Source organism: Variovorax sp. TLI9-5A, assembly GCF_056867935.1.
On sequence record NZ_CP200310.1, the window covers coordinates 6,374,939 to 6,393,576 of the forward strand.

Below are 18,638 nucleotides of genomic sequence, written 5' to 3' on the forward strand. Positions count from 1 at the left end.
TCTCCTTCGTTGTGCCGGCACTCGGGACGGTACCTTGCTGTAGGTCAGACCCTTTCGAAGATCCCTGCGGCGCCCTGGCCCATGCCAACGCACATCGTGACCATGCCGTACTTCAGGTTCTCGCGGCGCAGCGCATGCACCACGGTGGCCGAGCGGATGGCGCCGGTGGCGCCCAGCGGGTGGCCCAGCGCGATCGCGCCGCCCATCGGGTTGACCTTCGACGGATCGAGCCCCAGCGTGTTGATGACGGCCAGCGATTGCGCGGCGAAGGCTTCGTTGAGCTCGAACCAGTCGATGTCCTCGTGCTTCAGGCCGGCATAGCGCAGCGCGGCGGGAATGGCCTCGATCGGGCCGATGCCCATGATGTGCGGGGGCACGCCCTTGCTGGCGAAGCTCACGAAGCGTGCGAGTGGCGTGAGGCCGTACTGCTTCACGGCCTTTTCGCTGGCCAGGATCAGCGCGCCGGCGCCGTCCGAGGTCTGCGAGCTGTTGCCGGCCGTGACCGTGCCGCGCGCGGCGAACACGGTGCGCAGCTTGGCGAGGCCTTCGATGCTGGTGTCGGGGCGCGCGCCTTCGTCGAGGTCGACGGTGCGGGTCTTGGCAATCGACTCGCCGGTCTCCAGGTTCGGCGTGCGATCGGTCACCTCGATGGGCGTGATCTCGTCGGCGAACTTGCCGGCCTTCTGCGCGGCCAGCGCCTTCTGGTGCGAGGCGAGCGCGAACTCGTCCTGCGCCTCGCGGCTCACCTTCCACTGCTGCGCAACCTTCTCGGCCGTGAGGCCCATGCCATAGGCAATGCCCACGTCGCCTTCGCGCTCGAAGATCGAGGGCGACAGCGAGGGCGAGTTGCCCATCATCGGCACCATGCTCATGCTTTCGACACCGGCTGCGATCATCACATCGGCCTCGCCGACGCGGATGCGATCGGCCGCCATCTGCACGGCCGACAGGCCCGAGGCGCAGAAGCGGTTGACGGTGATGCCGCCCACGCTGGTCGGCAGGCCCGCCAGCACCGCGCCGATGCGCGCGACGTTCAGGCCCTGCTGCGACTCGGGAATCGCGCAGCCGCAGATGATGTCTTCGATGGCCTTCGGGTCGAGGCTGGGCACGGCGGCCAGCGCGGCGCGCAGCGTGGTGGCCAGCAGGTCGTCGGGACGGTAGTTGCGGAAGTAGCCGCGGTGCGACTTGCCGATGGGGGTGCGGGTGGCGGAGACGATGTAGGCGTCTTGGACTTGTTTCATGGCTTTGGATTCCTGATGTCTTGTCTTGCTCCCTCTCCCGCTTGCGGGAGAGGGTTGGGGTGAGGGCTGTCTTCCTGCAGCGCCTGCAGGATTCGCTGGCGCACGGCATCGGTCTGGGTCAGCACTTCGTGATTCCAGAAGCGAAGCACGCGATAACCCTGAGCTTCGATGAAGCGTGTGCGCTTCTCGTCGTATGCGACAGCTTCGGCGTGCTGCCCGCCGTCCAACTCGACGATCAGCTTTGCTTCGAGACATGCGAAGTCTGCGAAGTACGGGCCGATCGGACGTTGGCGGCGGAACTTCACTCCCAGTTGCTCGCTGCGCAGGCCGCTCCAGAGCTTGCGCTCGGAATCCGTCATCTCGCGTCGCAGAGCGCGGGCGTTCTGCTGTGATTTGGGAGTAGATTGGTTTTGCATAGGCTGCTTGCCCCCATCCCGGCCTTCCCCAGAGGGGGAAGGAGAAGAGGGGCATCGCTCGCGTCAGTTGCGCACCGGCTTCCCCGTGCTCAGCATTCCCATGATCCGCTCCTGCGTCTTGGGATGCACGATGAGCGAGCAGAACGCCTTGCGTTCCAGCGTCATCAGGTATTCCTCGGTCACGAGCGAACCCGCGTCCACGTCGCCGCCGGTGACCACGTTCGCGATCAGGCTGGCGATGTGGAAGTCGTGCGCGCTGATGAAGCCGCCGTCGCGCATGTTCACCAGCTGGCCCTTGATGGTCGCGGCGCCGCTGCGGCCCGCCACGCGGAAAGTGCGGCGCAGCGGTGGGCGGTAGCCGGCGTCGGCCATGGCCTTGGCCTGCTGCAGCGCCACGTACAGCAGCTCGTCCTTGTTCGGCACGATCACGTCGCTGTCGAGCAGGTAGCCCAGCTTCTTCGAATCGAGCGCACCGGTGCCGACCTTCGCCATCGCCGCAGCAGTGAAGCCTTCGGTGAGGAACGGCAGCAGGTCGCTACCCGTGGAGGCCGCTGCGTTCTCCGCGGCACGACGCGCGATGTAGGTCAGGCCGCCCGCGCCGGGGATCAGGCCCACGCCGACTTCGACAAGGCCGATGTAGCTTTCCATCGCGGCCACGCGCCTGGCCGAGTGGATGGCCAGCTCGCAGCCGCCGCCCAGCGCCATGCCGCGCACGGCCGAGATCACCGGCACGTTGGCGTAGCGGATCTTGAGCATCACGTTCTGCAGCTCTTCCTCGGCACCTTCGACCGCGCCGATACCCGCGACCACGAAGGCCGGCAGCATCGCCTGCAGGTCGGCGCCGACCGAGAACACCTCGTCGGGCGACCAGATCACCAGGCCCTTGTATTCGGCCTCGGCCAGTTCGACCGCCGCACCCAGCGCCTCGGCCACGTCGGGACTGATGGCGTGCATCTTCGAATGGATGCTGGCGATGAGCACTTCGCCATCGAGCGTCCAGACGCGCACGTCGCCTTCGTCGCTGATGGTGGTGCCGGCGGTATTGGCATCGGCCGCGTTGGCGCCGAGCACGCTCTCGGGGAACAGCTGGCGGTCATGCACCGGCAGCCTGCGCTGCGGCACGAACTTGTTCTGCGATGCGCTCCACGAGCCCTCGGGCGTGTGCACGCCGCCGGCCTCGGCCACCGGGCCTTCGAACACCCACTTGGGCAGCGGTGCGCTGCTCAGCGCCTTGCCGGCGTCGATGTCTTCCTGCACCCACTTGGCGACCTGCGCCCAGCCGGCTTCCTGCCACAGCTCGAACGGGCCCTGCTTCATGCCGAAGCCCCAGCGCATGGCGAAGTCGATGTCGCGCGCGCTCTCGGCGATGTCGCCCAGGTGCACGGCGGCGTAGTGGAAGCCGTCGCGCAGGATGGCCCAGAGGAACTGGCCTTGCGGCCCTTCGCTCTCGCGCAGCAGCTTCAGGCGTTCGCCCGCGGGCTTCTTCAGCATGCGGCCATACACCTCGTCGGCCTTGGCGCCGGCGGGCACGTACTCGCCGCTTTTCAGGTCGAAGCGCAGGATGTCGCGGCCGACCTTCTTGAAGAAGCCGGCCTTGGTCTTCTGGCCCAGGTTGCCCAGCTCCAGCAGCTTGGCAAGCACGGGCGGCGTCGCGAAGTTGGCGTAGAACGGATCGGTCTCTGCGTTGAGGTTGTCCTGCAGCGTCTTCACGACGTGGGCCATCGTGTCGAGGCCCACCACGTCGGCGGTGCGGAAGGTGCCCGAGCTTGCGCGGCCCAGCTTCTTGCCGGTGAGGTCGTCCACCACGTCGGGCGTCAAGCCGAACTTCTCGACTTCCTTCAACGTGGCCAGCATGCCGGCGATGCCGACACGGTTGGCGATGAAGTTGGGCGTGTCGTGCGCGCGCACCACACCCTTGCCCAGCGTGCTGGTGACGAAGGCTTCGAGGTCGTCGAGCACCTGCGGCTGCGTGGTGGGCGTGTTGATCAGCTCCACCAGGAACATGTAGCGCGGCGGGTTGAAGAAGTGAATGCCGCAGAAGCGCGGCTTCAGCGCTTCAGGCAGTGCCTCGCTGAGCTTGGTGATCGACAGGCCCGAGGTGTTCGAGGCCAGGATCGAATGCTTGGCAACGTGGGGCGCGATCTTCTTGTAGAGATCGAGCTTCCAGTCCATGCGCTCGGCAATGGCTTCGATGACGAGGTCGCACTCGCCGAGCTTGGCAAGGTCGTCTTCGTAGTTGGCCTGTTCGATCAGGCCGGCATCGGCCACGTCGCCGAGCGGCGCGGGCTTGAGCTTCTTGAGGTTGTCGATGGCGCGCGTGACGATGCCGTTCTTCGCCGCACCTTGAGCGACAGCTCCGGTCGCGTCTTTTGCGGCCAGGTCGAACAGCACGACAGGCACGCGCACGTTGACGAGGTGGGCCGCAATCTGCGCGCCCATCACGCCGGCGCCGAGCACGGCGACCTTCTTCACTTGAAATCGGGACATGTTGCTTGGTATTTCTTGGATTGGTTGCGCGCAGGCTTGTTACTGCACACGGTTCCAGGTTTGAGTGCGCCAGAAGGGGCCCAGGTAGCCGCGCACTTCGAGCTTCTTGCCGCCATCGACGGGCGTGTAGCTCGCGCGGTATTCCTTGCCGTTCTCGGGGTCGAGGATCTTGCCGCCTTCCCAGACTTCCTTGCCTTCGGCCTTCTTGCCGCCGCGGATGATGTCCAGGCCCACCATGGGCTTGCCCTTGCGGTCGTCGCTGCATTCGTCGCAGGTGGCGCCGGGCTTGGCGTCCTTGCCCAGTGCCTTTTCGATGCGGCCGAGCAGCGCGCCGTTCGATTCGTCGATGCGAATCTCCGCTTTGACCTCACCGGTCTTGTCGTCAACGTTGCGCCACAGGCCGACCGGCGTGACCTGGGCCATGGCCGAGACTGCGGTGACGGCGAACAGAACGGCGGCGAATGTTTTCTTCATGCGTGTCTCCCGGCGAAGTGAAGGAAAAGGCAAAGGGCTTGTTGCTTCAGGCCAGTGCCGCGTCGGTGTCCATCAGCACCTTGCTGCCGGCGCGCGCGGTGCGCATCAGCGTCGCGGTCTCGGGGAACAGCTTGGCGAAGTAGAAGCGCGCGGTCTGCAGCTTGGCGACGTAGAACGGGTCGGTGTTGCCGGCGGCGATCTCGCGCAGCGCGACCTGCGCCATGCGGGCGAACAGGTAGCCGAACACGAAGTGGCCGGCCACGCGCAGGTAGTCGACAGCAGCGGCGCCCACTTCGTCGGGGTTCTGGAAGCCCTTGAAGCCGATCTCGGTCGTGAACTTGGTGAGCTGATCGCCCAGGCCCGCGATGGGGTTGATGAACTCGGCCATCTTCTCGTTGACGCCCTCTTCTTCCACCAGCTTCGCAACCAGCTTGCCGAACTTCTTCAGCGAGGCGCCGTTGTTGCCCAGCACCTTACGGCCCAGCAGGTCCAGCGACTGGATGGTGTTGGTGCCTTCATAGATCATGTTGATGCGGTTGTCGCGCACGAACTGCTCCATGCCCCATTCCTTGATGAAGCCGTGGCCGCCGAACACCTGCATGCAGGCGTTGGTGGAAATGTGGCCGTTGTCGGTGATGAAGGCCTTGACGATGGGGGTCAGCAGCGCGACCAACTCACCCGAGTCCTTGCGCACCTTCTCGTCGGGGTGGTTGTGCTCCTTGTCGAGCAGCAGCGTGCAGAAAATTTGCAGCGCGCGGCCGCCTTCGGCATAGGCCTTGGCGGTGAGCAGCATCTTGCGCACGTCGGGGTGCACGATGATGGGGTCGGCTTCCTTGTCCTTGGCCTTCACGCCGGAGAGCGAACGCATCTGGATGCGGTCCTTGGCATAGGCCAGTGCGTTCTGGTAGGCCACTTCGGTCAGGCCCAGCGACTGGTTGCCCACGCCCAGGCGCGCGGCGTTCATCATCACGAACATCGCGGCCAGGCCCTTGTTGGGCTCGCCCACCAGCGTGCCGGTGGCGCCTTCGATCACGATCTGCGCGGTGGCGTTGCCGTGGATGCCCATCTTGTGCTCGAGGCCGGCGCAGAAGATCGGGTTGCGCTCGCCCAGCGATCCGTCGGCCTTGACCTTGAACTTCGGCACCACGAACAGGCTGATGCCCTTGCTGCCCTTGGGCGCGTCCGGCAGGCGGGCCAGCACCAGGTGAATGATGTTGCTGGTCATGTCGTGCTCGCCGGCCGAGATGAAGATCTTGTTGCCGGTGATGCGGTAGGTGCCGTCGGGCTGCGGCTCGGCCTTGGTGCGCAGCAGGCCGAGGTCGGTGCCGCAATGGGGTTCGGTCAGGCACATGGTGCCGGTCCACTCGCCGCTGGTGAGCTTGGGCAGGTAGGTCTTCTTCTGCTCGTCGGTGCCGTGCGCGGCGAGCGCCTCGTAGGCACCGTGCGAGAGGCCGGGGTACATGGTCCAGGCCTGGTTGGCGCTGTTGAGCATCTCGAACAGGCACTGGTTCACCACGAAGGGCAGGCCCTGGCCACCGAAGGCCGGGTCGCAGGACAGCGCGGGCCAGCCGCCTTCGACGTACTTGGCGTAGGCGTCCTTGAAGCCCTTGGGCGTCTTGACTTCATGCGTGGTCTTGTCGAGCGTGCAGCCTTCCTCGTCGCCGCTGATGTTCAGCGGGAAGGTCACTTCGGCGGCGAACTTGCCGGCTTCTTCGATCACCGCGTTGATGGTGTCGGCGTCGGTCTCGGCATGGGCCGGAAGCGCCTTGAGCTCCTCGGCGACGTTGAGCACTTCGTGCAGCACGAACTGCATGTCGCGTACGGGGGGGTTGTAGGTAGGCATCCGGAACTCTCCTGGTCGAAGCTAGATAGAAAAAGAAAAAGGAAAACGAAATTCGGGAACGGGCCGCGCGCCGGGTCAGCGCACGGTCTTGAGTCGGCGGCCCGCCGGCGCGGCGGCCGCTTCGGGCTTGGGCGCGTCGGGCGTGGCGGCGCGCGCGAGGATGTTGTCGAAGCCGACGTTGGCGCGGCCGATGGAGCCGGGCACCTGCAGGAAGCGGGCTTCGTAGTGCAGCGCGAGGATGAGGCCGTGGATCTCGAACGCCACCTGGCGCTCGTCGGCGTCCGCGCGCAGGTGGCCTTCGCTCTGCGACTGCACGATGACGCGCAGCACTGCCGCCTGCCAGATGCTGACCGACTCGACCAGCGCGTCGCGCACCGGGCCCGGGCGGTCGTCGAATTCGGAGGCGCCGCTGATGTAGATGCAGCCCGAGTCGATCTCGGTCGAGGTGCGCTTCATCCAGTTGGCGAACATGGCGCGCAGGCGCGGCAGGCCGCGCGGCGCCTTCAGTGCGGGGAAGAACACCTCCTGCTCGAAGCGGGCGTGGTATTCGCGCACCACCGAGATCTGGAGCTCTTCGCGCGAGCCGAAGTGGGCGAAGACGCCCGACTTGCTCATCTTGGTGATTTCGGCCACGGCGCCGATCGACAGCCCTTCGAGCCCGATCTGCGCGGCCAGGGCCAGCGCGGCGTCGACGATGACGGCCTTGGTCTGCTGCCCCTTCTGGGCGGCGCGCGCGGGCTTGGCGGGAACGGCTGTTGCGGTCATCGTGGAATTTCCATGCAAAAACGAACGGTCGTTCTATTTTGCAGGTCTTTGCACCTTCGTCCGCAAATTGACCTTCAGTTGTTGAAGGTTAATTGAGGCGGAACGGACCGCCATAGGGTCCGTCCCGCATCTGTCTTCTCTTTCCTTCAGGGGCCGGTCTGCGGCCCCGGGCTCAGAACTCCTGCGACACCGGCCGCAGCACGACCTCATTGATGTCCACGTCGGCCGGCTGTTCCACCGCGTAAACGACGGCGCGCGCCACCGAGTCAGCCGGGATCTGGTTGGCCTCGTAGAACGCCTTCACGCCGGCGGCGCTCTCGGCGTCGGTACTGCCGAGCTTGAGTTCCGACTCGACCGCGCCGGGCGACACGATGGTCACTCGCACGCCGCTGTTGCCCACTTCCACGCGCAGGCCCTCGGAGATGGCGCGCACCGCGTGCTTGGTTGCGCTGTAGACGGTGCCGATGGGCGTGAACACCTTCAGCCCGGCGATGGACGCGACATTGACGATGTGCCCGCTGCCCTGCGCCTGCATGCGCGGCAGCACCGCGGCAATGCCGTAGAGCACGCCCTTGATGTTGACGTCGATGGTGCGGTCCCACTCGTCGACCTTGAGCTTGTGCAGCGGCGACAGCGGCATCACGCCCGCGTTGTTGACCAGCACGTCGATGCGGCCGAAGGCCTCGACGGTGGCGGCGGCGAGCTTCTCGAGGTCGGCGCGCTTCGCCACGTCGGTGGCCACGGCGATGGCCTCGCCGCCGGCTTCGCGGATCTCGGCGACGAGCTTGTCGAGCCGGTCGGTGCGGCGTGCCGCCAGCACCACCTTCGCGCCGCGCGCCGCCAGGTGGCGGGCGGTCGATTCGCCGAGGCCGCTGCTCGCGCCGGTGACGATGGCGACCTTGCCCTTGATGTTGTCTTGAACGGATGTCATGAGAGTTCCTTTCGGTTGGCTTGAACGGGAGGTTTGAAGAAGTGCATGCAGTGTGGAAAATCCACGCGTTCCCGTAAATGAAACTCTCGCGACTTCAGAATTCCCAGAAAAGGAATACCCAGTGTCCAACCGCCTCGAAGCCCTGCGCGTGTTCTGCGCCGCCGCCGATGCCGCCAACTTCCGCGATGCGGCCGCGCGGCTGTCGGTGTCGCCGCAGGTGGTGACGCGCGCGGTGCGCGAGCTGGAGGACGAGCTGGGCGAGCCGCTCTTTCACCGCAGCACGCGCGGCGTGCAGCTCACCGACTTCGGCCGGCAGCTGCTGGAGCGGGCCCGCCCCGCGCTGAGCGGCGTCGACGAGCTGTTCCATCGCACCGACCGCCGCGCGCTCTCGCAGCACGAGGGCACGGTGCGCGTCACGGCGCCGGGCATCTTCGGGCGCCAGCTCATTCCGCGCGCGCTGGCACCGATGCTCGCCGCGCACCCGGGCCTCGTGCTGGACCTGCGCGTCTCGGAAGCGCATGCCGACGTGGTCGGCGAGCAGATCGACATCGGCGTGCGCGTGGGGCCGTTGCGCGACGCGCGCTTCATCGCGCGGCCGGTCGGGAAGATGGCGCTGCACGTAGTGGCGGCCCCCTCGCTGATCGCGCGCACCGGCGTGCCGAAGACCATCGACGCGCTCGCCGCGATGCCGCTCACCGCGCTGATCGACCGCAAGTCGGGCCGGCCGTGGTCGATGATCTTCCGCAAGGACCGGCAGCTGGCCGTGACCTCGCCGGCCTTCGTCACCGACGACTTCGACACCGAATGCGCGGCGGTGCTCGCGGGCCTGGGCTTCGCGCAGCTGATCGGCTCGCTGGCCGAGCCCGCCATCGAAAGCGGCGCTCTGGTACCGGTGCTGCAGGCCGAGGCGCCCGAGCCGTGGCCGATCTACGTCTACCGCGCGCAGCGCGCGCCGGTGCCGGCACGTGTGCGGCTGGTGTACGACGAGCTGATCCGCGTACTGCGCTGATCAGCCCCGGCGGCAGGCCCGCTGCCACGCGCCGGGCGTGAAGCCGAAGTGGCGCGCGAAGATGCGGGTCATGTGGCTCTGGTCGGCGAAGCCGCTGGCGACGGCGGCGTCGGCCAGGTTCTCGCCCCGGCGGATCAGGCCACGCGCACGCTCGGCGCGCTGCAGCAGCAGCCAGGCATGCGGCGGCACGCCATAGGTTTTCTCGAAGCGGCGCAGCACCTGGTAGCGGCTGAGACCGGCCATCTCGGCGAGGTTGGAAAGTTTCGGCGCCTCGTGCAGGTTGTCGGCCAGACGTTCGCGCAGGCGGCGCATGTCGCCGCCGGCTGCAGGCCCCGACGACGGCGCTGTCGTGGAATGCGCTTCGAGCAGCAGGCCGCAGACCTCGACCAGCGACTCCTCGCAAGCCAGCGTCTCCACATCGGCAGCATTGGCACGCCATGCATCGAGCCGCGCGAACAGGCGCCGCAGCGTGTGGCGCAGCCGCGCGTCCTTGAGCACGGGCCGCGTGAACTCGACCTCCGGCCCGGCATCGCCCTTGATGCTCGCCATCACGCCCGGGTCCAGGTACACCATGCGCCATTGCCGCGAAGGCCCGCCCAGCGGCTGCCCGTCGTGCACCTCGCCGGGGTTGGTGGTGATGAGGTCGCCCGCGTAGGCGTCGACCTTGCCGCGTCCGCTGGCCGAGCTCTGTGCGCCCTGTTCCAGCAGGCCCAACCCGTAGGTCGCGTGCCAGTGGCGGCCGTAGTGCATCGCGCTGTCGATCGACGTGCCGTACACACCCTCCCACGGGGAGCCGAAGACCTGGCAGCGATGGACGGGAGGCACCTGCATGCGCCGGATGATCGCAGACAGGCGCGGCTCACGCGAATGAGCGCGCCACGGTCTGGAGCCGGCGGGGCTCAGAGCTTGAAGGGGATCACTTCCTGGCGCTGGTCGCCCAGGCCTTCGATGCCCAGCGTCATCACGTCGCCCTTCTTCAGGAAGAGCGGCGGCTTCATGCCCATGCCCACGCCGGGGGGCGTGCCGGTGGTGATGATGTCGCCCGGCATCAGCGTCATGAACTGGCTCACGTAGCTCACGATCTTCGCCACGGTGAAGATCATGGTCTTGGTGCTGCCGGTCTGCACGCGCTGGCCGTTCAGGTCGAGCCACATCGCCAGCTTCTGCGGGTTGGGCACGTCGTCGCGCGTCACCAGCCAGGGGCCGATGGGGCCGAAGGTGTCGCAGCCCTTGCCCTTGTCCCAAGTGCCGCCGCGCTCGATCTGGTATTCGCGCTCGCTGATGTCGTTGATGGTGCAGTAGCCGGCCACGTAGTCGAGCGCGCTCTTCTGCGATACGTAGCGCGCGCGGGTGCCGATGACCACGCCGAGCTCGACTTCCCAGTCGGTCTTGACCGAGCCCTTGGGCAGCATCACCGGGTCGTTCGGGCCCTGCACGCAGCTGTTGGCCTTGGTGAACACCACCGGCTCCTTGGGCACCGGCAGGCCGGATTCGGCCGCGTGATCCGCGTAGTTCAGGCCGATGGCGATGAACTTGCCCACGTTCGCCACCGGGCAGCCGAAGCGCGGCTTGCCCTTGACCAGCGGCAGCTTGTCGACCTTCTGCTTGCGCAGCTTGGCCAGCGCGGCGTCGCCGAGCTGGTCGGGGCCGATGTCCTTGACGATGGCGCTCAGGTCGCGCAGCTGGCCGTTGTCATCGATGAGGCCGGGTTTTTCCTTGCCGGGGTTGCCGTAGCGGACGAGTTTCATGTTTTCCTTTCAGTGCGTTGGAATCCGGAAATCGGTGGGGTGAGATGAGATGAGATGAACCGGTCTTGCCCGGTCAGTAGGTGGAGCGGCCGCCCGACAGGTCGAACACGGCACCGGTGGAGAACGAGCAGTCTTCCGTGCAGAGCCAGCCGACCATCGCGGCCACCTCTTCCACGGTGCCGAAGCGGCCCATGGGAATCTTCGAGAGCATGAAGGCGATGTGCTCGGGCGTCATCTGGTCGAAGATGGCCGTCTTCACCGCCGCGGGCGTCACGCAGTTCACGCGGATGCCGGTGTCGGCCAGTTCCTTGCCGAGCGACTTGGTGATGCCGATGACGGCCGCCTTGCTCGCGCTGTAGGCACTGGCGTTGGGGTTGCCGTCCTTGCCAGCCACCGAGGCGATGTTGACGATGCGGCCGTAGCCCCGGTCGCCCTGCCTGCGCATCTGCGCGACCACCTCGCGGCAGCACAGGAACACGCCGTTGATGTTGACTTCCATCACCTGGCGCCAGTCGTCCACCGGATAGTCCCACAGCTTGGTGTTGGGCCCGGTGATGCCGGCGCTGTTGACCAGCGCGTCGATGCGCGGCGCATGCGCCAGCGTGGCGGCCACGCCCTTGGCGACCGAGGGCTGCTGCGACACGTCGACCTTCAGCGCGAAGGCCTTGCCGCTGCCACCGAGCGACTGGGCGGCCTTCCGGGCGGCTTCCTCGTCGCGGTCCCACAGCGTGACGCTGCCGCCCGAGGCGACCAGCCGCTGCGCGATGCCGAAGCCCAGCCCCGTGGCCCCACCGGTGACGACCGCGTGGCGGCCCTTGAAGTCGAGCTGGTTCATATCGTGATGCCCCCGTCGACGGTGAAGGCCTGGCCTGTGGCGAAGACCGATTCGTCGCTGGCGAGGAACACGACCACCGGCGCGATTTCCCCGGCCTGCGCGAGCCGCCCCATGGGCTGTCGCGCGATGAAGGCGCGGCGCGCGGCCTCGGGGTCGGCATTGGCATTGATGCGGTCGCCGAGCGAGGGCGTGTCGACCGTGCCGGGGCACACCGCATTGCAGCGGATGCCACGGGCCACGTAGTCGGCCGCCACGCTCTTGGTGAGGCCCAGCACCGCCGCCTTGGTGGTGCCGTAGACAAAACGGTTGGGCAGCCCCTTCATGCTGGAGCAGACGCTGGCCATGTTGATGATGCTGCCGCGCCCGGCCTCCAGCATGCCGGGCAGCACGGCCTGGATGGTCCACATCTGGGCACGCACGTTGAGGCTGCAGGCGAAGAGCAGCTCGTCGTCGGTGGCCTGCTCGATGGTGCCGTTGTGCACCACGCCCGCGCAGTTGAAGAGGATGTCGAGCGCCGGCAGCTTCGCCACCAGCGCGCCGATGGCGGCCTTGTCGAGCACGTCGAGCTTCAGCGCGGTGACGTTGGGCACGCCCGCGTAGCGTTCGAGGAGCTTCTCGTTGACGTCGGTGGCCCAGACCCGCGCGCCCTCGGCGGCCATGGCCAGTACGCTGGCGTGGCCTATGCCCTGGCCGGCCGCCGTGACCAGCGCGGTCTTCCCCTTCAGTCTCATCGAGCTCTCCTCGGGTTTGGCCCGATGATGGTGCGGGCGATCTGGCGTATTCTGAATTGGCCTTACCACTTGGCCAATTCAGGACAACCCTTAACTCCTTTCGCCTCCCCTTCTCTCCCCGCCCCTCCCGTGCCGATCCAGACCCTCGAACCCCAGCGCCTCTACCGCCAGATAGCCGAACAGTTGCGCGAGCTCATCGGCAAGGGCGAATTCGCGGTGGGCGCGCGCATTCCCGCCGAGCGCGACCTGGCCCGGCAGCTGGGCGTGAGCCGGCCGTCGGTGCGCGAGGCGCTGATCGCGCTGGAAGTGGAAGGCTGGGTCGAGGTGCGCACGGGCTCGGGCGTTTACGTGCTCGACCGATCGGGCCGCACGCCCCCGCCGCCCAACGGTGCGGCCGGCATCGAATGGGGCCCGCTGGAGATCATCCGCGCGCGCCGCATGGTGGAGGGCGAGACCGCCGCCACCGCGGCCCAGTACGGCAAGCGCAAGGACGTGGACGCCATGCGCCGCGCCATCCGGATGATGCGCGAGCTGGCCGCGCGCAACGAGGTGCCGCACGAGGGCGACCGCGCCTTCCACCTGGCCATCGTCAACGCCTGCGACAACGTGGTGCTGACCGAGACGGTGCAGGGCTTCTGGGAGTCGCGGCACGGGCCGATCTTCGCCCGGATGATCGATTACTTCGAGACCATGGAGTCGTGGCAGGTCGCCATCGGCGAGCACGAGCTGATCCTCGAAGCGATCGCCGCGCGCGACCCCGCCGCCGCGCGCAGCGCCATGCACGAGCACATGGACAAGTTCCATCAGCGGTTCAGCGCGAGCTGGCGCCGCACCAAGGCCTCCTGAACAGATACAGAACGACCACGATGACACCCTACATCCGACTCCATCCCGCCGACGACGTCGTCATCGCGCGCTCCCAATTGCTCGGCGGCACCGCCATCGAAGGCGTGGCCGTGCGCGGCCTGATCCCGCCGGGCCACAAGATCGCGATGCGCGACATCGCGCAGGGCGAGCCGGTGCGCCGCTACAACCAGATCATCGGCTTCGCGAGCAAGCCCATCGCCGCCGGCGAGCACGTGCACACGCAGAACCTCGACATGGGGCCCGACAAGGGAGATTTCGAACGCGACTACGCCTTCGGCGCCGACGTGAAGCCCGCGCCCGCGAAGCGCGAAGCCACCTTCATGGGCATCAAGCGTGCAGACGGCCGCGTGGCAACGCGCAACTACATCGGCGTGCTGACCAGCGTGAACTGCTCGGCCACGGCCGCGCGCGCCATCGCCGACCACTTCTCGCGCAAGACCAATCCGCAGGCGCTGGCGGCATTCCCCAACGTGGACGGCGTGGTCGCGCTCACGCACGGCACCGGCTGCGGCATGGACACGCAGGGCATGGGCATGCAGATCCTGGAGCGCACGCTCACGGGCTACGCCACGCACCCGAACTTCGCGGGCGTGCTGGTGGTCGGCCTGGGCTGCGAGGCGAACCAGATCAACGCCTGGCTCGCGACCGGGCACCTGGCCGAGGGCGAGAACTTCCGCACCTTCAACATCCAGGACACGGGCGGCACGCGCAAGACGGTCGAGAAGGGCGTGGCGCTCATCAACGAGATGCTGCCGCGCGCCAACGCGGTGAAGCGCGAGCCCTGCAGCGCGGCGCACATCACCATCGGGCTGCAGTGCGGTGGCTCCGACGGCTACTCGGGCATCAGCGCCAACCCGGCGCTGGGCGCGGCGGTCGACTTGCTGGTGGCGCATGGCGGCACCGCCATCCTCAGCGAAACGCCCGAGGTGTACGGCGCCGAGCACCTGCTGACGCGCCGCGCGGTGAAGCGCGAAGTGGGCCAGAAGCTGGTGGACCGCATCAAGTGGTGGGAGCACTACACCGCCATCAACGAAGGCGAGATGAACAACAACCCCTCGCCCGGCAACAAGGCGGGCGGCCTCACCACCATCCTCGAGAAGTCGCTGGGCGCGGTCGCCAAGGGCGGCACCAGCAACCTGGAGGCTGTGTACGAGTATGCGGAGCCCGTCACCGCGCGCGGCTTCGTCTACATGGATACGCCGGGCTACGACCCTGTGAGCGCCACGGGCCAGGTGGCCGGCGGCGCCAACCTGATCTGCTTCACCACGGGGCGCGGCTCGGCGTATGGCTGCGCGCCCTCGCCCTCGCTCAAGCTCGCCACCAACTCGGCGCTGTGGCAGCGGCAGGAGGAAGACATGGACATCAACTGCGGCGAGATCGTGGACGGCACGGCGTCGATCCAGGAGATGGGCCAGCGCATCTTCGAACTGGTGCTCGCGACCGCCTCGGGCGCGCACTCGAAGAGCGAGCAGCACGGCTACGGCCAGAACGAGTTCGTGCCGTGGCAGGTCGGCGCGGTGATGTGAACTGAACCATCGACGAGGAACGGCATGGTGACTCTCCCCTTCGGCTTCCTGGAAGGCACAGGCTTCGAGCAGCTGGACCCGCGCTTCAAGGGCTGCATTCCCGGCCCCGAGCGCGTGCAGCGCCTGTGGACCGGCGCGCGCTGGTGCGAGGGCCCCGCCTGGTTCGCGGCGCACCGCACGCTGGTGTGGTCGGACATTCCGAACAACCGCATGCTGCGCTTCGACGAGGTCAACGGCACCGTGGGCACCTTCCGCGAGCCGTCGAACAACACGAACGGCAACACGGTCGACCGCCAGGGCCAGCTGGTGAGCTGCGAGCACCTCACGCGGCGCGTCACGCGCACCGAGCACGACGGCACGACCACCGTGCTGGCGTCGCATTGGAAGGGCAAGCGGCTGAACTCGCCCAACGACGTGGTGGTGCACTCGGACGGTGCCGTGTGGTTCACCGACCCGAGCTACGGCATTCTTTCCGACTACGAGGGCCTGAAGGCCGACAGCGAGATCGGCGCGTGCCATGTCTACCGCGTCGATCCGGCTGGCGGCGAGGTCGAGCTCATGGCGGACGACTTCGTGAAGCCCAACGGGCTTGCGTTCTCGCCCGACGAGTCGCTGCTGTACATCGCCGACACCGGCGCGAGCCACGCGGCGGACGGCCCCAGGCACATCCGCAAGTTCAAGCTCGGAGCCGACGGCCGCACCTTGAGCGGCGGAGAAGTCTTCGCCGAATGCACCAGCGGCCTCTTCGACGGCTTCCGCCTCGACACCGAAGGCCGCATCTGGACCAGCGCGCTCGACGGCGTGCACGCCTACCACCCCGACGGCACGCTGCTGGGCAAGATCCTGCTGCCCGAGCGCGTGGCCAACGTGTGCTTCGGCGGTCCCAAGCGCAACCGCCTCTTCATCTGCGCGACCACGTCGCTCTACGCCATCACGCTGAACGCGAAAGGAGCCTGATCCATGTCCCACACGCTCAAGGCCGACCACCTGCAGGCCACCGTCGCCCGCATCCTCGAAGCCGCTGGAAGCTCGCCCGCCGAGGCGCAGCAGGTGGCCGCCAACCTCGTGCTGGCCAACCTGAGCGGCCACGACTCGCACGGCGTGGGCATGCTGCCCCGATATGTCGACGCCGTGGCCGAGGGCGGCCTGAAGCCGAACGCAGCGGTGCGCGTGAACCTCGACATCGGCACGCTGATGGGCCTGGACGGCCAGCACGGCTACGGCCAGATCGTCGGCGTGCAGGCGATGGAGCTGGGCATCGCGCGGGCGAAGCAGCACGGCAGCTGCATCTTCACGCTGGCGCATGCGCACCACCTGGGGCGCATCGGACACTTCGCGGAGATGGCGACGGCGCAGGGGCTGGTTTCGATGCACTTCGTCAACGTGCTCTCGCGGCCGGTGGTCGCGCCCTGGGGCGGCGGCGACGGGCGCTTCGGCACCAACCCGTGCTGCATCGGCATTCCGCTTTCGGGCGCCGAGCCCTTCGTGCTCGACTACGCGACCAGCCGCGTGGCGCAGGGGAAAATGCGCGTGGCGCACAACAAGGGCGAACGCGTGCCCGACGGCTACCTGATCGACGAGAACGGCGCGCCCACCAACGACCCAGGCGTGGTGGTGGTGCCGCAGGGCAACGGCCTCTTCGGCGCGCTCATGACCTTCGGCGAGCACAAGGGCTACGGCATGGCGGTGGCCTGCGAGCTGCTGGGCGGCGCGCTCACCGGCGGCGGCACCTGGCACCGGCCGGCGGACACGGCACGCACGGTGCTCAACGGCATGCTCACGGTGCTGATCGACCCTGCGCGGCTGGGCACGCAGAAATCCTTCGACGAGGAAGCCCGTGAGTTCGTCGGCTGGCTGCGGCAGAGCCCGCCCGGGCAGGGCTTCGACGAAGTGCAGATCGCGGGTGAGCCGGAGCGCAAGGCGCGCGCGGCGCGGCGCAAGGACGGGATCTGGGTGGACGACGCGACGTGGGGGGAGATCGTCGCGGCGGGAGCCAAGGTCGGCGTGGCCGTCGCGTAGACGCTGACGCCGGCTACCGGCGAGCGCCTGCCCGAGACTTCTGGCTCAGCACGAGCGCGATGCCGCCCAGGATCGCGACGGAGGCCGCGGCAAGGCGCGGCGTTATCGCCTCCGACAGGAACAACACGCCGCCGAAGGCCGCCAGCAGCGGCACCGACAGCTGCACGGTGGCCGCGCGCATGGCGCCAAGACGGCCCAGCGCCGCGTACCAGATCACATAGCCGAACCCCGAGGTCAGTGCGCCGGAAGCGACGGCGAGCGCGAGGCCGGTCGCATCCGCGTGGGCGCTGGCCGCGAACACCAAGCTCAGCGCGAGTGCCAGCGGCACCGCCCGCGTGAAGTTGCGCGCGGTGGCGGCCAGCGGGTCGGCCACGCCGCGGCCGCGCAGCGAATACACGCCCCATGCCACGCCCGCGACGGCCATCAGCACGGCACCCAACGGCGGCGGCGCGGCGATCCCCGGCGACACCAGGTAGACGAGCCCGCCCACCGCCAGGGCAAAGCCGCACCATGCGAGCACCCCGAAGCGCTCGCTGCCTGAACGCAGGCCCACGCCAAGCATCGTCAGCTGGACCGCGCCGAACAGGATCAGCGCGCCAGTGCCCGCAGGCAGGCTGAGGTAGGCGAAGGAAAAGAAGGCGACGTAGCCGAACAGCATGACGGCGGCCAGCCAGTCGGCACGAGCCGGCGAAGCTGGCGGCTGAGCCCTGAATCGCACGATGAGCCCCAGCATGAGCGCACCCGCCACGAGCCTGACGCTGCCGAAGCTCGCCGGGTCGATGCCCTTGTGCTGCAACGCGAGCCGGCACAGCAAGGAGTTGGCGGCGAATGCGAGCATGGCTAGCGCCGTCAGGAGGATGGTCCGCAGGCCGTGGCTGTGCGCCGCGTCAGGCACGTGCGGACACCCGCGGCAAGCGAGGCTCCAGCAGACGATCGACTGCGCCATGGCTCATGCGCCCTCCATGGAGGCAACCGCGCAACATTGGCTTGCCGCCAAGGGGCGGCAGCAAGGGACTGGCAGATGCTACGCCGCTCGAAGGCCCAAGGCGAGCCGGCCGGCCCGCTGCAGGGTACCCCGCGTCAGACGATCAGCGCGATCGTCGCTTCGAGGTGCTCGGAAGGCGCGCGGCGGAAGCCCGAGCGCGCGAAGCGCTGCAGCTGCCCCACCACGAAGGCCGTGAGTGCCGCGGCGCGCACCTGGGCGTCGACGCTGGGCGTGGCCGAGCCGTCGGCCGCGGCGGCACCGCGCAGCACCTGGCGCAGCGTGGCTTCGATCTTGTCGAAGAACTGGTTCATGCGCTGCTGCAGGCGCTCGTTTTCGTAGACCAGCGCATCGCCCACCATGACGCGGGTCATGCCAGGGTTGCGCTCGGCGAACTGCACCAGCAGCGTGAGGATCTTGGCGGCCTGCTGTGCGCCGGTGGCGCCCTCGCGCTCGAGGATCTGGTTGACCAGCGTGAAGACGCTCTGCTCGATGAAGTCGATCAGGCCCTCGAACATCTGGGCCTTGCTCGCGAAATGGCGATACAGCGCGGCTTCGCTCACTTCGAGCCGCGCGGCCAGCGCGGCGGTGGTGACCCGCTCGGCACCCGGCTGCTCCAGCATGGAGGCGAGCGCCTGCAGGATCTGCACGCGCCGCTCACCCGGCTTCGGGCGCTTGCGCGCCGGGGGAGTGGTCGTTTCCGCAGGAGTCTCTACGCCGGAAGCACTGGTCGTCTCTTCGTTCTGCATGGGAGCGCGTGCAAA

18 protein-coding genes are annotated in these 18,638 nt (G+C 68.0%); 5 read left to right on the forward strand and 13 right to left on the reverse strand.

Features of this window, described 5'->3' with window-relative positions:
* Nucleotides 1-44: 44 nt before the first annotated feature.
* The 7 genes from AC1VNX_RS30320 to AC1VNX_RS30350 form a co-directional block, all read right to left on the reverse strand.
* A complete protein-coding gene (locus tag AC1VNX_RS30320; RefSeq protein WP_483161243.1) occupies nt 45-1,241 on the reverse strand; it encodes an acetyl-CoA C-acyltransferase in 1,197 nt (398 codons plus the stop codon).
* The gene (locus tag AC1VNX_RS30325) at nt 1,238-1,657 is read right to left on the reverse strand and encodes an endonuclease domain-containing protein (protein ID WP_483161244.1); all 420 of its coding nucleotides are present in this window, start codon (nt 1,655-1,657) and stop codon (nt 1,238-1,240) included. Before AC1VNX_RS30325 ends, AC1VNX_RS30320 begins: the two co-directional genes overlap by 4 nt.
* Before the next feature lie 63 nt (nt 1,658-1,720).
* Nucleotides 1,721-4,144, reverse strand: coding sequence for a 3-hydroxyacyl-CoA dehydrogenase/enoyl-CoA hydratase family protein (locus AC1VNX_RS30330; RefSeq protein WP_483161245.1), 2,424 nt, complete (start codon nt 4,142-4,144; stop codon nt 1,721-1,723).
* Nucleotides 4,145-4,183: 39 nt separating this feature from the next.
* Entirely contained in the window at nt 4,184-4,618 is a 435-nt protein-coding gene (locus AC1VNX_RS30335; protein ID WP_483161246.1) for a DUF2147 domain-containing protein, read from the reverse strand.
* A 46-nt stretch (nt 4,619-4,664) separates the two neighbouring features.
* Nucleotides 4,665-6,461 (reverse strand): acyl-CoA dehydrogenase C-terminal domain-containing protein, encoded by a 1,797-nt coding sequence (locus tag AC1VNX_RS30340; RefSeq protein WP_483161247.1) that lies wholly within the window; start codon nt 6,459-6,461, stop codon nt 4,665-4,667.
* Nucleotides 6,462-6,536: 75 nt separating this feature from the next.
* Complete coding sequence (locus AC1VNX_RS30345) at nt 6,537-7,226, reverse strand: TetR/AcrR family transcriptional regulator (RefSeq protein WP_483161248.1); 690 nt, start codon at nt 7,224-7,226, stop codon at nt 6,537-6,539.
* 172 nt (nt 7,227-7,398) lie between these two features.
* Nucleotides 7,399-8,157, reverse strand: a complete 759-nt coding sequence (locus AC1VNX_RS30350; RefSeq protein WP_483161249.1) for an SDR family oxidoreductase — start codon at nt 8,155-8,157, stop codon at nt 7,399-7,401.
* A gap of 121 nt (nt 8,158-8,278) precedes the next feature.
* Here AC1VNX_RS30350 and AC1VNX_RS30355 point away from each other — a divergent pair, with 121 nt between their 5' ends.
* Nucleotides 8,279-9,166 (forward strand): LysR family transcriptional regulator, encoded by an 888-nt coding sequence (locus AC1VNX_RS30355; RefSeq protein ID WP_483161250.1) that lies wholly within the window; start codon nt 8,279-8,281, stop codon nt 9,164-9,166.
* Here AC1VNX_RS30355 and AC1VNX_RS30360 read toward each other — a convergent pair whose 3' ends face one another.
* The 4 genes from AC1VNX_RS30360 to AC1VNX_RS30375 form a co-directional block, all read right to left on the reverse strand.
* The gene (locus AC1VNX_RS30360; protein ID WP_483161251.1) at nt 9,167-9,997 is read right to left on the reverse strand and encodes a helix-turn-helix domain-containing protein; all 831 of its coding nucleotides are present in this window, start codon (nt 9,995-9,997) and stop codon (nt 9,167-9,169) included.
* 68 nt (nt 9,998-10,065) lie between these two features.
* Nucleotides 10,066-10,914, reverse strand: a complete 849-nt coding sequence (locus AC1VNX_RS30365; protein WP_483161252.1) for a fumarylacetoacetate hydrolase family protein — start codon at nt 10,912-10,914, stop codon at nt 10,066-10,068.
* 73 nt (nt 10,915-10,987) lie between these two features.
* On the reverse strand, nt 10,988-11,749 hold the full coding sequence (locus tag AC1VNX_RS30370; protein WP_483161253.1) for an SDR family NAD(P)-dependent oxidoreductase: 762 nt from the start codon (nt 11,747-11,749) through the stop codon (nt 10,988-10,990).
* On the reverse strand, nt 11,746-12,480 hold the full coding sequence (locus AC1VNX_RS30375; protein WP_483161254.1) for an SDR family oxidoreductase: 735 nt from the start codon (nt 12,478-12,480) through the stop codon (nt 11,746-11,748). The genes AC1VNX_RS30370 and AC1VNX_RS30375 overlap by 4 nt, the downstream gene beginning before the upstream one ends.
* Before the next feature lie 129 nt (nt 12,481-12,609).
* Between AC1VNX_RS30375 and AC1VNX_RS30380 the strand changes: the two genes are divergently transcribed.
* The 4 genes from AC1VNX_RS30380 to AC1VNX_RS30395 are packed head-to-tail and all read left to right on the forward strand — an operon-like array spanning nt 12,610 to nt 16,892.
* Nucleotides 12,610-13,326, forward strand: coding sequence for a FadR/GntR family transcriptional regulator (locus AC1VNX_RS30380; protein WP_483161255.1), 717 nt, complete (start codon nt 12,610-12,612; stop codon nt 13,324-13,326).
* 20 nt (nt 13,327-13,346) lie between these two features.
* A complete protein-coding gene (locus AC1VNX_RS30385) occupies nt 13,347-14,873 on the forward strand; it encodes a UxaA family hydrolase (protein ID WP_483161256.1) in 1,527 nt (508 codons plus the stop codon).
* A 24-nt stretch (nt 14,874-14,897) separates the two neighbouring features.
* Complete coding sequence (locus AC1VNX_RS30390) at nt 14,898-15,830, forward strand: SMP-30/gluconolactonase/LRE family protein (protein WP_483161257.1); 933 nt, start codon at nt 14,898-14,900, stop codon at nt 15,828-15,830.
* A 3-nt stretch (nt 15,831-15,833) separates the two neighbouring features.
* Nucleotides 15,834-16,892 carry a malate/lactate/ureidoglycolate dehydrogenase gene (locus AC1VNX_RS30395; protein ID WP_483161258.1) on the forward strand — a complete coding sequence of 353 codons (1,059 nt, stop codon included), beginning with the start codon at nt 15,834-15,836 and terminating at the stop codon, nt 16,890-16,892.
* Between the two features lie 13 nt (nt 16,893-16,905).
* On the opposite strand, the gene AC1VNX_RS30400 is transcribed toward AC1VNX_RS30395, so the two are convergent.
* On the reverse strand, nt 16,906-17,730 hold the full coding sequence (locus AC1VNX_RS30400) for a DMT family transporter (RefSeq protein WP_483161259.1): 825 nt from the start codon (nt 17,728-17,730) through the stop codon (nt 16,906-16,908).
* 242 nt (nt 17,731-17,972) lie between these two features.
* The gene (gene slmA / locus AC1VNX_RS30405) at nt 17,973-18,623 is read right to left on the reverse strand and encodes a nucleoid occlusion factor SlmA (protein ID WP_483161260.1); all 651 of its coding nucleotides are present in this window, start codon (nt 18,621-18,623) and stop codon (nt 17,973-17,975) included.
* Nucleotides 18,624-18,638 lie beyond the last annotated feature (15 nt).

Coding starts and splice junctions, on each gene's coding strand:
- AC1VNX_RS30320 (WP_483161243.1), bottom strand. CDS start 1,241: ATGAAACAAGTCCAAGACGCCTACATCGTCTCCGCCACCCGCACCCCC.
- AC1VNX_RS30325 (WP_483161244.1), bottom strand. CDS start 1,657: ATGCAAAACCAATCTACTCCCAAATCACAGCAGAACGCCCGCGCTCTG.
- AC1VNX_RS30330 (WP_483161245.1), bottom strand. CDS start 4,144: ATGTCCCGATTTCAAGTGAAGAAGGTCGCCGTGCTCGGCGCCGGCGTG.
- AC1VNX_RS30335 (WP_483161246.1), bottom strand. CDS start 4,618: ATGAAGAAAACATTCGCCGCCGTTCTGTTCGCCGTCACCGCAGTCTCG.
- AC1VNX_RS30340 (WP_483161247.1), bottom strand. CDS start 6,461: ATGCCTACCTACAACCCCCCCGTACGCGACATGCAGTTCGTGCTGCAC.
- AC1VNX_RS30345 (WP_483161248.1), bottom strand. CDS start 7,226: ATGACCGCAACAGCCGTTCCCGCCAAGCCCGCGCGCGCCGCCCAGAAG.
- AC1VNX_RS30350 (WP_483161249.1), bottom strand. CDS start 8,157: ATGACATCCGTTCAAGACAACATCAAGGGCAAGGTCGCCATCGTCACC.
- AC1VNX_RS30360 (WP_483161251.1), bottom strand. CDS start 9,997: ATGCAGGTGCCTCCCGTCCATCGCTGCCAGGTCTTCGGCTCCCCGTGG.
- AC1VNX_RS30365 (WP_483161252.1), bottom strand. CDS start 10,914: ATGAAACTCGTCCGCTACGGCAACCCCGGCAAGGAAAAACCCGGCCTC.
- AC1VNX_RS30370 (WP_483161253.1), bottom strand. CDS start 11,749: ATGAACCAGCTCGACTTCAAGGGCCGCCACGCGGTCGTCACCGGTGGG.
- AC1VNX_RS30375 (WP_483161254.1), bottom strand. CDS start 12,480: ATGAGACTGAAGGGGAAGACCGCGCTGGTCACGGCGGCCGGCCAGGGC.
- AC1VNX_RS30385 (WP_483161256.1), top strand. CDS start 13,347: ATGACACCCTACATCCGACTCCATCCCGCCGACGACGTCGTCATCGCG.
- AC1VNX_RS30390 (WP_483161257.1), top strand. CDS start 14,898: ATGGTGACTCTCCCCTTCGGCTTCCTGGAAGGCACAGGCTTCGAGCAG.
- AC1VNX_RS30395 (WP_483161258.1), top strand. CDS start 15,834: ATGTCCCACACGCTCAAGGCCGACCACCTGCAGGCCACCGTCGCCCGC.
- AC1VNX_RS30400 (WP_483161259.1), bottom strand. CDS start 17,730: ATGCTCGCATTCGCCGCCAACTCCTTGCTGTGCCGGCTCGCGTTGCAG.
- slmA (WP_483161260.1), bottom strand. CDS start 18,623: ATGCAGAACGAAGAGACGACCAGTGCTTCCGGCGTAGAGACTCCTGCG.